13 protein-coding genes are annotated in these 13,089 nt (G+C 65.8%); 8 read left to right on the forward strand and 5 right to left on the reverse strand.

Annotated elements, in window-relative coordinates; all coding sequences use genetic code 11:
* Positions 1 to 60: 60 nt before the first annotated feature.
* Positions 61 to 558 carry a MarR family winged helix-turn-helix transcriptional regulator gene (locus JOF48_RS06775; RefSeq protein ID WP_209678767.1) on the reverse strand — a complete coding sequence of 166 codons (498 nt, stop codon included), beginning with the start codon at positions 556 to 558 and terminating at the stop codon, positions 61 to 63.
* Between the two features lie 148 nt (positions 559 to 706).
* Between JOF48_RS06775 and JOF48_RS06780 the strand changes: the two genes are divergently transcribed.
* Positions 707 to 1,342 (forward strand): NADPH-dependent F420 reductase, encoded by a 636-nt coding sequence (locus JOF48_RS06780; protein ID WP_209678769.1) that lies wholly within the window; start codon positions 707 to 709, stop codon positions 1,340 to 1,342.
* Positions 1,343 to 1,565: 223 nt separating this feature from the next.
* Here JOF48_RS06780 and JOF48_RS06785 read toward each other — a convergent pair whose 3' ends face one another.
* Both JOF48_RS06785 and JOF48_RS06790 read right to left on the reverse strand, forming a co-directional pair.
* Entirely contained in the window at positions 1,566 to 2,585 is a 1,020-nt protein-coding gene (locus tag JOF48_RS06785) for a glutathione S-transferase family protein (RefSeq protein WP_209678772.1), read from the reverse strand.
* A gap of 133 nt (positions 2,586 to 2,718) precedes the next feature.
* Positions 2,719 to 3,939: an AI-2E family transporter gene (locus tag JOF48_RS06790; RefSeq protein WP_245346430.1), complete on the reverse strand. Its 1,221-nt coding sequence runs from the start codon at positions 3,937 to 3,939 to the stop codon at positions 2,719 to 2,721.
* Between the two features lie 623 nt (positions 3,940 to 4,562).
* On the opposite strand from JOF48_RS06790, the gene JOF48_RS06795 reads away from it, so the two are divergent.
* Both JOF48_RS06795 and JOF48_RS06800 read left to right on the forward strand, forming a co-directional pair.
* Positions 4,563 to 5,558 carry an alpha/beta hydrolase gene (locus JOF48_RS06795; RefSeq protein WP_342591173.1) on the forward strand — a complete coding sequence of 332 codons (996 nt, stop codon included), beginning with the start codon at positions 4,563 to 4,565 and terminating at the stop codon, positions 5,556 to 5,558.
* A 221-nt stretch (positions 5,559 to 5,779) separates the two neighbouring features.
* The gene (locus JOF48_RS06800; protein ID WP_209678778.1) at positions 5,780 to 6,277 is read left to right on the forward strand and encodes an HIT family protein; all 498 of its coding nucleotides are present in this window, start codon (positions 5,780 to 5,782) and stop codon (positions 6,275 to 6,277) included.
* A gap of 14 nt (positions 6,278 to 6,291) precedes the next feature.
* On the opposite strand, the gene JOF48_RS06805 is transcribed toward JOF48_RS06800, so the two are convergent.
* A complete protein-coding gene (locus tag JOF48_RS06805) occupies positions 6,292 to 7,131 on the reverse strand; it encodes an alpha/beta fold hydrolase (protein ID WP_209678780.1) in 840 nt (279 codons plus the stop codon).
* Between the two features lie 121 nt (positions 7,132 to 7,252).
* Positions 7,253 to 7,414, reverse strand: coding sequence for a hypothetical protein (locus JOF48_RS06810; protein ID WP_209678782.1), 162 nt, complete (start codon positions 7,412 to 7,414; stop codon positions 7,253 to 7,255).
* A gap of 492 nt (positions 7,415 to 7,906) precedes the next feature.
* On the opposite strand from JOF48_RS06810, the gene JOF48_RS06815 reads away from it, so the two are divergent.
* The 5 genes from JOF48_RS06815 to JOF48_RS06835 are packed head-to-tail and all read left to right on the forward strand — an operon-like array spanning position 7,907 to position 13,029.
* Positions 7,907 to 9,016 carry an ABC transporter ATP-binding protein gene (locus JOF48_RS06815; protein WP_209684233.1) on the forward strand — a complete coding sequence of 370 codons (1,110 nt, stop codon included), beginning with the start codon at positions 7,907 to 7,909 and terminating at the stop codon, positions 9,014 to 9,016.
* 16 nt (positions 9,017 to 9,032) lie between these two features.
* Positions 9,033 to 9,749: an ABC transporter permease gene (locus JOF48_RS06820; RefSeq protein WP_209678784.1), complete on the forward strand. Its 717-nt coding sequence runs from the start codon at positions 9,033 to 9,035 to the stop codon at positions 9,747 to 9,749.
* 17 nt (positions 9,750 to 9,766) lie between these two features.
* Positions 9,767 to 10,516, forward strand: a complete 750-nt coding sequence (locus JOF48_RS06825; protein ID WP_209684235.1) for an ABC transporter permease — start codon at positions 9,767 to 9,769, stop codon at positions 10,514 to 10,516.
* A 32-nt stretch (positions 10,517 to 10,548) separates the two neighbouring features.
* Positions 10,549 to 11,496: an ABC transporter substrate-binding protein gene (locus JOF48_RS06830; RefSeq protein ID WP_209678786.1), complete on the forward strand. Its 948-nt coding sequence runs from the start codon at positions 10,549 to 10,551 to the stop codon at positions 11,494 to 11,496.
* A 15-nt stretch (positions 11,497 to 11,511) separates the two neighbouring features.
* A complete protein-coding gene (locus JOF48_RS06835) occupies positions 11,512 to 13,029 on the forward strand; it encodes a dihydrolipoyl dehydrogenase family protein (RefSeq protein WP_209678788.1) in 1,518 nt (505 codons plus the stop codon).
* Positions 13,030 to 13,089 lie beyond the last annotated feature (60 nt).

The raw sequence follows: 13,089 nt of genomic DNA on the forward strand, positions 1-13,089 counted from the left end.
CACGCTTGGCAGGTTCGCAGCCCGAGCCGCATTCAGCCGACCCCGAGGGCACTGCGGCCCTCAGGCCCGCGGCCGCTCCGGGCGCAGCGTCCAGTGCGCTTCATCCAGGCCCCGCACGATCTTGCGTCCGATGCGGGCAAGGTCATCGACATCCTTCTGGCCCAGCTGGTCAAAGACGAATTCCCGCACAGTTTCCACATGGGCAGGCGCGAGTTTGCGAATAAGCGCCATGCCCACGCCGGTAATGGCAGCCTCGGTGACGCGGGCGTCGGCGGCGTGGACGGAACGCTGCACGAGACCGCGGGCCTGGAGCTTTTTCACCACATGCGACAGCCGGGACAATGAAGCGGAGGTGCGGGCGGCAAGCTCGCTCATGGGGAGGGCCTCACCGTCGGCCTCTGAGAGCATGGCCAGCACGTTGTACTCAAAGAGCGACAGCTTGGCCTCCTGCTGCAGCGGGGCCTCGATGGCGCCCGGGAGCAAAGTGGTGACGGAGAACAGGGCCAGCCAGGCGGCGCGCTCCTGTCCATTGAGCCAGCGCGGTTCCATGTCAGTCATGGCGCCATCTTTTCACGTTTCCCGAAGCGAAATGGAGAGCCGGTCGGCCGCCAGAAGTTTTTACTTGACGCTTCAAGCAATGTCGTCTATTATTTAGTTGTAGCTTCAAGTAAATAACTTCCAGCTAATCCTAGAGAGCAGGAACATCATGAGCACAGTCACCATCATCGGAACCGGAAACATGGCCCGCGGAATTGCCGCCCGGGCACTCGCCGCCGGCCGCACCGTAGAACTTCTCAACCGCGATGCCGGCAAGGCCGCCGCCGTTGCCGCAGAACTGGGCGGCAACACCACCTCCGGCGCAGTGGGCCAGGTCCCGTCGGGCGACATTGTGGTTCTCGCAGTACCATTCGATGCGGCCAAGGAAATCGTCACGGCCTACGGCGAGGCGCTGGCCGGCAAGACCATCGTGGACATCACGAACCCCGTGAACTTTGAAACCTTTGATTCCCTGGTGGTGGCACCGGACACTTCGGCCGCCGAGGAGATTGCCGCACTGACCCCCGGCAACGTTGTCAAGGCCTTCAACACGAACTTCGCCGGCACCCTGGTCGCGGGTGAAGCAGGCGGGCACAAGCTGGACGGCTTCATTGCCGGTGACAACACCGACGCCACCGCTGCCGTGGCCTCACTGATGTTCGACGGCGGCATGCGCCCCCTCGTTGTGGGCGCACTCAAGCGTTCACGCGAACTCGAGGGATTCCAGTTCCTGCTCATGACGCTGCAGGCCAACCCGGAGTTCGAGACGTTCAACTGGAACACCGGACTGAAGGTCCTGGTCTAACCACCCGGCGCGCGGCGTCCCGCCAAGAAGCGTGGCCTGTCAGCTTCCCGCTGACAGGCCACGCTTCTTGCGTTGCTTGACCGGCTTTCGCCCGGCCAACCGTCGTCGCAGGGAAAACTTCAGCGCTGGGCTGCTCAAACAAATCCGGCCAGCGGGCCTCGATATCAAACTCAGCGGCCATGACGGCCCCCTTCCACATCTAAGGCCGTTCTACCAAGCGGTCTTACGCGTCAACCGGGCGAGTGGGCGCCGTCCCGGACCCGAAGGGGCTCCCACCCAGTGACTCGCGGCCGTGCGCCGTCGACCATCCGGACGTGTCCGGGCCGAGCGGGACAATCTGGGTGGGGTTCAGGTCCTCATGGACGATGTAGTAGTGGTCCTTGATCTGCGCGAAGTTCACGGTGTCGCCGAATCCGGGGGTCTGGAAGAGGTCGCGCGCGTAGGCCCAGAGGACCGGCATTTCGGTGAGCTTGTTGCGGTTGCACTTGAAGTGCCCGTGGTAAACGGCGTCGAAGCGGACCAGCGTGGTGAAGAGCCGCACGTCGGCCTCGGTGATGGAGCCGCCCATGAGGTAGCGCTGGCCAGCAAGGCGTTCCTCGAGCCAGTCAAGGGCAACGAACAGGCGCTCGTAAGCCGCGTTGTAGGCCTCCTGCGAACCGGCGAACCCGCAACGGTAGACGCCGTTGTTGACCTCGGTGAAGATGCGCTTCATGACCGGAGTCATCTCCTCGCGCAGCGCTTCCGGGTACAAATCCGGGGCGCCCTCGCGGTGGAATTCGGTCCACTCGGTGGAGAAGTCGAGGGTGATCTGCGGGAAGTTGTTCGTCACCACGGCGCCGCTGGGCACGTCGACAATGGCCGGGACGGTGATGCCGCGCGGGTAGTTGGGGGTGCGCTTGAAGTACGCATCCTGCAGGCGTTCGATGCCCAGGACCGGATCAACTCCGCCTTCGTCGAGGTCGAAGGTCCAGGAGCGGACGTCGTGCGTGGGGCCGGTGACGCCGATGGAAATGGCGTCTTCCAGGCCCAGCAGGCGGCGGACGATCGTGGAGCGGTGCGCCCATGGGCATGCCCTGGACACGACCAGCCGGTACCGCCCGGCCTCCACCGGGTAGCCGTCCTCGCCGCCGCGCGTGATCCGCGTTTCGATGTAGTTGGTGTCCCGCGTGTACTCCTCACCAGTGACGTAGGTGCCCTTGGTGCTGAATTCCGTCTCTGTTGACTGCGTTCCCGAAGTGTCCATGGGGCCAGCCTAGCGCCGGTGCCTGAACGGTGCCCGGATTCCTGCCCGGCCCGGCCACCTCCATGGCCAGGCACGACGGCGGCACTCGCCTTCCGGCGTCGGCCGCGGTTGGGTGCGGATCCCCCAGGCGGCCCTAAACCTTGGCGTTTTGCTTCGGCACCCACACCTGCCTGATGATCAGCAGGAGTGATGCCGTGACAGGAATGGCGATGAAGGCGCCCAGCAGGCCCATCAGGGTGCCGCCCGCAACGGCGCTGATGATGACCAGCGGTCCCGGAACGGACACGGCGCGGTTCATGATGCGGGGTGTCATGACATATGCCTCGACCTGCATGTAAATGAGGTAGGCGATGGCGAAGATGATGGCGGGCGTGAGGCCCGTGAAGAGCGCCATGCCTGTGCCGATCACCCAGAACAGGACCGTGCCGATCATGGGAATCAGGGTGATGCAGAGAGCCGCGACGCCCATCAGCAGTGCGAAAGGCAGGCCCAGAATGGCATAGAGGATGCCCACCAGCGAGCCGTTGATGAACGCCAGAATGATCATGCCGCCGACGTAGGACCCCACGGATCCGGTGATTTGTTCGGTCAGTTCCGCCAGCTTGCCGCGGTCGCGGGCCGGGACCAGTGTGTACATGGCGGCTGTCATCTGCGGCAGCGAGGCCAGGAAGTACAGGGTCAGCACCAGAATCACAATGAGGCCGCTGCCCGCATTGAGCAGGGAAGCGCCCACCTGCAGGGCTCCGCCCCCAATGGCGGCAATATTGCCGGGGTTGCTCAGGAAGGTCTGAATGTCGGCGAGTATCCCGTTCAACGAATCGCTGAACTGTTTCTCAAGCCAGGCGTACGTTCCGGTGCCCTGGAAGTCCCGGACCATGGCCGGAACAGACTGCACGAATTGCGCAATTTGATCCACCACGGTGGGGATCACCAGGCTCAGGAGCAGTGCTATGACGGCAATGACCAGGCCAAAGGCCGTGGCGACGGCCGCCGGCCGTCCCATCCCGTGCTTCTGCAGCGCCACCACCACGGGATTCAAGCCGAGGGAAATGAATAGGGCCACCACAATGTAGATGATGACGCTGACAAGATCCTGCACGGCAAAGCTCAGGACGAGGGCCGTCAGGCCGCCAAGTGTCAGGAGGAAGCCGGTGCGAAACGGGGAGTCCATACGGCTGGATACCTGCCGGCGGCGCCCTGTCTTGCGGCCGTACGTCGCAGCGTCCACACCGGTTGTGGCAACAGCTTCGTTTGGCTTGGCCGGAGCCTCGGCGGGCTCGGTCGCGGCAGGAGTAACTGCGGGCGCCGCGGTCCCAGTGGCCTGGGGGTTTCCTCCTGGGGTTATTTCAGCCATGACTGCACCTGCCCGTCATGAAAAGCGGCGGCAGCCCCAACTGGTCCAACGCCAGGCGCGGGGCGCAGGGAATGACGTCGACCAGAAGCGGCGCCATCGGTCACGATCAGTTGATCCACAGATTTCCCCAAACTCAATGTGTAGCTTGCCGCGTTCGGCACGTTTGCTCATGATTATGGCATGCGGGCGCAGTTCAGGGAGCGGCATTGCGCGGCCGCGTCGGCGACTGAACACGGCCCGGCCTGGGCGAGAGCGCCATGCTCGGCAATTTTGGCCTGCACATGATCGACAAACCCGGGCGGGCAATCCACAAGAACGCCACCCACACAGAGGGCCGTCCATGGCGGCCCAAGTTCCGCCGTCGTCCGCGGTTGGGAGGGGAGTCATACCCGGAGAGCGGGCCGAATCTGTGATCTACTGACAATCACTGCCGTTCTCGAAGTTCAGGCCGGGCTCCCGCCAGGTCCATCCTTTGAGAAATCGCCGTACACGCGGTGGCGGTATTGTCTTGACATCGATGGGGGACTTGAAACGACATGGATCAGAGCGTCACAGCGAGCGGTGCCCACACGTCCGGGCGGAAACGACCACGCCGGCGCAGGCTCTTGGTCGCAGGTGGAATCGTGCTTGCAGCTGTTGTCGTTGCCGCGACCGTCGCAGCGGCCTCCCCGTGGCCGTCGGTGATGGTCATCCGCACGGTGTTTGAGAAGGGCGCTTCGGCAACCGTCGCCGAAATGGAGCCCCACGTTCCCGACACCAAGCTCACCGAGTACCGGGATGTCGCCTACGCGCCGCCGACCGGCTCGCTCCCGCAGTCGGACACCACCCTCGACGTTTTCACCCCTGCCAACGGCACCAAAAAGTTGACCACGATCGTTTGGGTGCACGGCGGTGCATGGATCTCCGGCCAGAAGGAGAACATCGAGCCCTACATGCGCATCCTCGCGGCCCAGGGCTACACAACCATCGCGCTGAACTACACAACGGCGCCGGAAGCCGCCTACCCAACGGCGCTCACTCAACTCAATACGGCGCTGGCCTACATTGGCGAGCACGCATCCGACTGGAACGCCGATCCCAACCGGATCGTGCTTGCAGGCGACTCCGCCGGCAGCCAACTGGCGAGCCAACTCGCCACCCTCACCACCAACCCCCGCTATGCACACCTTGCGGGGATGGTCCCTGGGCTCAAGAAGGAGCAGCTGATTGGGGCCATCCTCAACTGCGGCGTCTACGACATGCCCGCCATGTCCGCACTCAACGGCATCGAAGCCTGGGGGCTGCAGGTTTCCCTGTGGGCCTACGCCGGCACAAAGGACTGGTCCTCCAGGTCAACCGGCTCCCTGATGTCCACGATCGAATTCGTCAACGCCGACTTTCCGCCGACATTCATCAGCGGGGGAAACGGTGACGCCCTCACCTGGTCGCAGTCGATCCCGTTTGCCCAGGCCCTTGAGGATGCCGGCGTGTCTGTGACACCGCTCTTCTGGCCGTCAAACCACGAACCAAAACTTCCCCATGAGTACCAGTTCCACCTTGACCTCGACGAGGCGAATGTGGCACTGGCCGACACGCTCAAGTACCTTCAGTCGCTCGATTCAGCCCCAACCTCCAAGTAGGGGTTTCGAGGCGGAATTTCCGTCGAGCCTGGAATCTGCGTGAGTTTTCGGCCGGCGGGGCGCGGCCACACCCAAAGCCAAGCCCGACGGCGGTAGGCAAGTTCCGCCGTCGTCCGCGGTCAGCGCTGCGTGCGTTGGATGTGATCCATGGATCGACTACCCAGGCAGTGGGAACGACTGCTGGCAGTAGAGAATCTCGTTCACCCTACGAAAGGGCCGAAATGGACTCCTGGAAACTAGATCGCGTCGGGTCAGCCATCAAGGGCGAAAATCCCACGGTAATGACACGCCTCAACGGCGGATTTGCTGTTATCGGCGACGTCCAATGGCTGCCGGGCTACTCGGTACTGATCACTGACAGGATCGGAGTTGACAGGCTTTCTGACCTCCCCCGCCCCGAACGGTCAGCATTCCTGAACAGCCTCGATATTCTGGCCGAGGCCGTCGAAATTGCCTGCAGCCAGCTGGACCCCGCATTTCTCCGGGTAAACATAGAAATTCTTGGCAACAAGGACCCATTCCTGCACGCACACGTTTGGCCCCGGTACCAATGGGAGGCGCCTGAAATGCGCTCGAAACCTGTCTGGCTCTACCCCGGAACCAACTGGTCAGACCCGGCCACATCGCTAAACTCCTCGCACGCCCCCTACAGGTCCGCCATTACGGCACACATCACGGAACTCGCGACGCCCAATGCAGTCCGACAAGTCCGGCGTTGAGCAGGCGGTTTGTGTTAGCTGAGGTCGCCCAGGAACCTGGCCACTGCCCGCTCCTCATCATCAGCATGGGGTCCGATCCACAGGAAGTGGCTCACTGAATCGGTCATCACCAACGTTGAATTCCTGAGCTGGGCGGCAAGTGCCTGCGGGTGTTCGGGGCCCACTGCGGCATCGTTTCGGCTCGCGACGATGAGCGTGGGCTGGGCGGGGGAAGGAATGGTGCCGACAGGTTCGCGCAGGTCGTTGCTGAAGCCACTGCCGGATCTCATGCGGGACAGCAGGCCGGCGAGTTTCGCCCTGTCTTCCACCTGCAACCGGGCGTATGCGGTGCGGGCGGGCAGTGTTGACAGGGACGAGAGCATCACCCTCAGCATGGCTCCCGGCAAGGCAGCGAACGCATAGCGCGTGAGCGCCCAAGTCACGCGCTCAATGCGGGGGCGGAACGCAACCCTCGCGACGATTCTGGTGAATCGGCCCGGCCACGGCAGGAAGCTCGTTGAACTCTCCAGGATCAGCCCGGTGACCAGGTGCGGGTGGCGTTCCGCGAAGGTCATCGCCGTCCGGCCACCGGCGGAGACCCCGACGGCAACAACGTCGTCGTACCCGAGCGTCTTGCACAGCAGAGCGATCCGGTCGGAGAACGCGGCCGGATCGGGCCCTGCTTCGAGGGGCGTGCGCCCGTAGCCCGGCCGTGAGGGTTGCAGGATCGAGCAGCCCGCATCAAGGAACACGTTTTGCCCAATGTCGAGTTCGGCGCGCATGTGGCCACCGTGGAACAGGACGGCGAGGCGGCGTCCCCCGGGGCGGAGCAGGTACTCAACACTCTCGCCGTCAATCATCCCTGCAGTGGTCATGGATCGAGTGTAGGTCCCGCCTATGGGCCGCATCCACTGTGCCGTTCACGCTTGTCCCTGCGGTTGCCTGGCCCGGCCAATTCCAAACCTAAGCGCGACGGCGGCAGGCGGCACCAGGCAGTTATCTGGAGTCGCTGCCTTCAGCCTTCCGGGCGAGCTGCTCTTCCAGCAAGGCAAGGGTTTTCTCGTTCGCATCACGGATTCGATGAAGCGCCCCCACAATGCTGATGGCCGCGAAAGCGACAACGAGGATCAATGCAACAAGCAGCCACGTGATGTCCATGTACCCACTATGCCACCCCACCGTGAACGAGGAGCGTGCCTGCGTCATGAGCGTCGATGGCGTCATTCAGTCACCGTTGTTCACAAGTAAGGACGCCAGTGGCGGCCCAAGACACTCGGCCCAAGGTCAGCGAAAGCGCCAAGACAGTTCTCAGCTTGGACCTCCCTGACGTACAGCAACAGCAGCCTCAGGCAGACGCCAACTATTTGAGCCGGGCAAATGGCCCGCCCCGTCGCCATCATCACAGGCACCCGCGCGCGACGGCGGCACGCGCCTTCCGCCGTCGTCCGCGCTAAGCGAAACCCGCCGAACACGGCGCGGGGCGCTTTACTGGGCAAATTGGGCCTGCCTATGATCGAGGGGCACAGGTGAACGATCCACAAGAACGCCACCCACAGTCAGGAAGTACCCATGGCGGCACCAGAAACCACCGCCGCACCACAGGCCGGCGGCACCACCGCGCAGGAAACCATCGACCAGGCCGGCGAGGCCATGGTTGAATTCCACAACGTCAGCAAGATCTATCCGGGCCAAGCTGCCGTGGAAAACCTCACCCTGAGCGTCGCCACGGGCAAGATCACGGTTTTTGTTGGCCCGTCAGGCTGCGGGAAGACCACCTCGCTGCGCATGATCAACCGCATGGTGGAGCCCACCTCCGGCACCATCACGGTGGGCGGGCGCAGCGTCGCCACCATCCCGGCCCACGAACTGCGCCGCTCCATGGGCTACGTCATGCAGCAGGCCGGGCTGCTCCCCCACCGCACCGTCTTGGACAATGTCTCCACAGTGCTGCGGCTCAACAAGGTGCCGCGCGCACAGGCCCGGAAGCGCTCCCTGGAACTCCTCGAGACGGTCGGCCTCCCCGCCTCCATGGCCCGGCGCTACCCCAACCAGCTCTCCGGCGGACAGCAGCAGCGCGTCGGCGTGGCCCGGGCCCTGGCCGCCGACCCGCCCGTGCTGCTCATGGACGAGCCCTTCTCCGCCGTGGACCCCGTGGTCCGCGCCGAGCTCCAGGCGGAACTGCTCCGGCTCCAGCGCGAGCTCGCCAAGACCATCATCTTCGTCACGCACGACATCGACGAGGCCACCCTCCTCGGCGACCGCGTTGCCGTGTTCGCCACCGGCGGCCGCGTGGCCCAATACGCCCCGCCGGAGGAAATCCTGCGGGCGCCGGTGGACGATTTCGTGGCCAACTTTGTGGGCCGTGACCGCGGCTTCCGCCACCTCTCCTTCAGCCCCGGCGGCGACGTTCCCCTGCACCCGGCCCCCACCGTTCTGCCGGGGGATGCCCCGGGCGGTGAAAATTCCACGCACGACGCCGGGGCTGCCGCCGCCTCCCGCTGGATGCTCGCCGTCGACGCAGACCGCCGGCCGCTGGGCTGGCACGCGCCGGGCGCGTCGGCGGCAGGCGGAAGCACGGAGCTGGTTCCCGGCGGCTCGCTGTTCCACGAGGGCGATTCCCTCCGCAACGCCCTCGACGCGGCGTTGTCCTCCCCCTCCGGGCTGGGAGTCGCCGTTGACGGCGCAGGGCGAGTGGCCGGCGTCGTGCATGCCGCCGAAGTCCTGGCGGCAATAGACGCCGCCCGCGAAGGCAGGCACTGATGGGCGGGGCAAGCTGATGGACTGGTTCCTCGCCAACCTGCCTCAGGTGCTGGAGCTGACCGGCTACCACCTCATCCAGGCCGTGGTGCCGCTGGCGCTCAGCATGGCCATCGCGATCCCGCTGGCACAGCTGGCCCGGCTCAACAAGACCGCCGGCGGCATCATCCTGTCGGTGGGCTCGCTGCTGTACACCATCCCGTCGCTGGCCCTCTTCGTGATCCTGCCGGGCATCCTCGGGACCCGGATCCTGGACTTCGCCAACATCATCGTGGCGCTGACCATCTACGCCGTGGCACTTCTGGTCCGCTCCACCCTGGACGCCCTGAACTCTGTGGACGATTCCATCCGCCAGTCCGCCACCGCCATGGGCTACCGCCCGTTGAAGCGTTTCCTCCAGGTGGACCTGCCGCTGTCCATCCCGGTCCTGTTCGCCGGCCTGCGCGTCATCTCGGTCAGCAACATTTCGCTCGTGACCGTCGGCTCGCTGCTGGGCATCCCGTCGCTGGGCTTCTTCTTCACCGACGGCCTGCAGCGCAACTTCCCCACGGAAATCATCGTCGGCATCATCGGCACTCTCGTGCTGGCACTGCTCATGGATGTGGTCTTGGTGGCCCTGCAACGCCTGCTGACCCCATGGCTGCGCGGCGGCACGGCCGCGTCGGTCCCCGCGTCCGCGGATGCAGGCGCCCCTGCACCACCGGCTTCCCCCGGCACGACGGCGGTGCTTCCGTGACCGTTCCCGCCGCCTATATGCCGATTGGGACATACCCTGCCACCGCCTACACCTCCGCCAACCCCTTCGGGCAGGGCTGGCAATGGCTCACGGACCCCGCCAACTGGCAAGGGGCGGCGGGCATCCCCACCCGCATCGTGGAGCACCTGGGATTCACGGGCCTGACCCTGGCAATCTCGCTGGCCATCGCCGTCCCGATCGGACTGTATGTGGGGCACACGGGGCGGGGACGCGTCGTCGTGGTGGCCATGGCGGGCATGCTTCGGGCGCTGCCAACGCTGGGCATCATGACGCTGTTTGCGCTCATCGCCACGTCGACGCTGTCGCTCATGCCGGCCATCTGGTCGCTGGTGCTGCTGGCCGTGCCACCCATTTTGACAGGGACCTATGCCGGAATTTCCTCGGTGGACAGGGGCCTGGTCGATTCCGCGCGGGCCATGGGCATGCGCGAGCCGCAGATCCTGTTCGGCGTGGAAGTGCCCAACGGGCTGTCCGTCATGCTGGGCGGGCTGCGCTCGGCCGTGCTGCAGGTGGTTTCCACCGTGGCCGTGGTGGCGTTCATCAGTTTGGGCGGCCTGGGCAGGTTCATCATTGATGGTTTGGCCGTGCAGGACTACGGTCAGGTATTGGGCGGAGCCGTGGTGATTGCCGTGCTGGCCATTGTGCTGGACGGCCTTTTGGCACTGCTGCAGCGCACCGTGGTGTCGCCCGGGCTGCGGAACGTTTCACGGGGAACGGAACCCGATGCAGTGCTCGCACAGCTGTAAAAAGTAATGTCGGACAAAGTGGAAGAGAAATCATGAAGCAAAATACCGTCACCACCCGACGCGCCCTGTTTGGCGCCGCTGCCGGGCTGTCGCTGGCCCTGACACTGAGCGCCTGTGGCGGGTCCCCGCTGGCCCCGGAGTCGTCCGGCAACGCGTCCGGCGGCGACGCCGGCCCCATCGTGGTGGGTTCTGCGAACTTCCCGGAAAACGCCATCATCGCCGAGATCTACGCCGGCGCGCTCAACGCCGCGGGCGTGAAGGCGGGCACCAAGCTGAACATCGGCGCCCGCGAGGTTTACATCAAGGCCCTCGAGGACGGCTCGGTGGATGTGGTCCCCGACTACAGCGGCAACCTCCTGGGCTTCGTTGACACCGCCAACACCGTGAGCGACCCCGCCGGGATCCTGGCTGCACTGCCGGACAAGCTGCCCAGCGGACTGTCCGTGCTGGACGCCTCGGAGGCGGAGGACAAGGACGCCATGGTGGTCACCGCCGAAACTGCAGCCAAGTACAACCTGAAGACCATTGAGGACCTGGCCAAGGTTTGCGACCAGCTCACCCTCGGCGCCCCGCCGGAGTTCCAGACCCGCCCCTACGGGCTGCCCGGGCTGAAGACCAACTACAACTGCGTGCCCAAGTCCTTCACGCCCGTCAGCGACGGCGGCGGCCCGCTGACGGTCAAGGCGCTGCTGAACAACGAGATCCAGGTGGCTGACATCTTCACTACCTCCCCCGCCATCCCGGCCAACAAACTGGTGGTGCTGGAGGACCCCAAGCACAACTGGCTGGCCCAGCAGGTGCTGCCGCTGGTCAAGACGGACCGAATCAGCGACGAGGCCAAGACCGCACTCAACAACGTCTCCAAGCTCCTGACCACGGCGGACCTGATCTCCCTGCGCGACGAGGTTGAGGGCGACAAGAAGATGGAGCCCCAGGCGGCAGCCGCGGCGTGGCTCGCCGACAAGGGCATCAACAAGTAGCCCGGGAGCAACCACATGCCCTCCACGGAATATGCCGCAGCCGGGCTGCCGCCCGCCGAAGAAGTCGACGTCGTCGTGGTGGGCATGGGTCCGGGCGGCGAATCGATGGCGGGCGAGCTGGCCGCGGCCGGCCTGTCCGTGGTTGGCGTTGAGGCGAGGCTGGTCGGCGGGGAGTGCCCGTACTACGGCTGCATCCCGTCCAAAATGATGATCCGGGCTGCCAACACGCTGGCCGAGGCGCGGCGCGTTCCGGAACTGGCCGGCACCGCCCGCGTCTCCCCCGGCTTCGCCGCAGTCGCCCGCCGCATCCGTTCTGAGGCAACCGACAACTGGGACGACACCGCAGCCGCCGAACGCTTTGCCGGCAAGGGCGGGCTGCTGGTCCGCGGCACCGGCCGGCTCAGCGGCCCGCGCGAGGTCACCGTCTCCCCGGCGCCCGCAGCCCCGGGCCCCAAGCCTCCGGACACCGCTTCCCAGCCCGGCGGCGAACGCACCTTCCGTGCGCGCCTCGCCGTGGTGCTCAACCCGGGCACCAACCCTGCGGTCCCAGACGTTCCGGGGCTTGTGGGCACACCCTATTGGACCAACCGTGAGGCTGTGCAGGCGTCCGAAGCGCCCGATTCCCTGATCGTGTGGGGCGGCGGCCCGATCGCCGTGGAACTGGCCCAGTCATTCGCCCGCTTCGGCACAAAGGTCACCATGGTCCTGCGCGGTTCCCGGCTGCTGTCGCGGGAGGAACCTGAGGCCGCGGAGCTGCTGGAGGCGGTGCTGCTGGACGAAGGAGTGGAGATTCTGCGCAACCGCGGCGTCACGGCAGTGTCCCATGCCGGCGGGCGCTTCACAGTGGACCTGGCTGCCGCCGGCGGCAGCCCGGGTGCGCCCGGCGGCGAGGCTGCCCGGCTCTCGGCCGGGCAGCTGCTCGTGGCGACGGGGCGCGCCCAGGCGCTGGCCGCCGTCGGACTTGTCGAGGCAGGCATCGCATGGGACGGCCACCATGCGCCGGCGGTGGACGGCCACATGCAACTGGCCGACGGCCTCTATCTCATCGGCGACGCTGCGGGAGCGGGCGCCTTCACCCACATGTCCATGTACCAGGGCAACATCGCCGCCGGGCACATCCTGTCGCGGGCCGAGATTGGCGGCGCGGGTGCCGGCCGGGACCGTGGCGTTGCCGAGGGGCACGCCGTGCCTCGCGTGACTTTCACGGACCCGGAAATCGGCGTCGTGGGCATGACCGAGTCGCAGGCCCGGGAGTCCGGGCGGGCCGTACGGACCGGATTTACGGAGCTGGGCGCCTCGACGCGCGGATGGATCCACGGGCCGGGCGGCGGCGGCTTCATCAAGGTCGTTGAAGATGCGGACGCAGGTATATTGCTGGGCGCCACGTCGGTCGGCCCCATGGGCGGGGAGGTCCTGTCCATGCTGGCGCTGGCCGTGCACGCGCGCATTCCGGTGTCCACGTTGCAGGGCATGATTTGCGCCTACCCCACGTTCCACCGGGCCGTCGAGGCGGCGTTGGCAGACCTGCACTGAGGGACAGCCAATTTCCACCCCTCCCGCCCACCCCTCCCATCTATGACGCAGCAGATGCAG

It is taken from the genome of Arthrobacter stackebrandtii (assembly GCF_017876675.1).
Lineage (GTDB): Bacteria > Actinomycetota > Actinomycetes > Actinomycetales > Micrococcaceae > Specibacter > Specibacter stackebrandtii.

What these genes read in the sequence shown, in the direction of transcription:
- JOF48_RS06835 (WP_209678788.1), top strand. Translation starts at nt 11,512, where the DNA reads ATGCCCTCCACGGAATATGCCGCAGCCGGGCTGCCGCCCGCCGAAGAA.
- JOF48_RS06830 (WP_209678786.1), top strand. Translation starts at nt 10,549, where the DNA reads ATGAAGCAAAATACCGTCACCACCCGACGCGCCCTGTTTGGCGCCGCT.
- JOF48_RS06825 (WP_209684235.1), top strand. Translation starts at nt 9,767, where the DNA reads ATGCCGATTGGGACATACCCTGCCACCGCCTACACCTCCGCCAACCCC.
- JOF48_RS06810 (WP_209678782.1), bottom strand. Translation starts at nt 7,414, where the DNA reads ATGGACATCACGTGGCTGCTTGTTGCATTGATCCTCGTTGTCGCTTTC.
- JOF48_RS06780 (WP_209678769.1), top strand. Translation starts at nt 707, where the DNA reads ATGAGCACAGTCACCATCATCGGAACCGGAAACATGGCCCGCGGAATT.
- JOF48_RS06800 (WP_209678778.1), top strand. Translation starts at nt 5,780, where the DNA reads ATGGACTCCTGGAAACTAGATCGCGTCGGGTCAGCCATCAAGGGCGAA.
- JOF48_RS06805 (WP_209678780.1), bottom strand. Translation starts at nt 7,131, where the DNA reads ATGACCACTGCAGGGATGATTGACGGCGAGAGTGTTGAGTACCTGCTC.
- JOF48_RS06815 (WP_209684233.1), top strand. Translation starts at nt 7,907, where the DNA reads ATGGTTGAATTCCACAACGTCAGCAAGATCTATCCGGGCCAAGCTGCC.
- JOF48_RS06785 (WP_209678772.1), bottom strand. Translation starts at nt 2,585, where the DNA reads ATGGACACTTCGGGAACGCAGTCAACAGAGACGGAATTCAGCACCAAG.
- JOF48_RS06820 (WP_209678784.1), top strand. Translation starts at nt 9,033, where the DNA reads ATGGACTGGTTCCTCGCCAACCTGCCTCAGGTGCTGGAGCTGACCGGC.
- JOF48_RS06775 (WP_209678767.1), bottom strand. Translation starts at nt 558, where the DNA reads ATGACTGACATGGAACCGCGCTGGCTCAATGGACAGGAGCGCGCCGCC.
- JOF48_RS06790 (WP_245346430.1), bottom strand. Translation starts at nt 3,939, where the DNA reads ATGGCTGAAATAACCCCAGGAGGAAACCCCCAGGCCACTGGGACCGCG.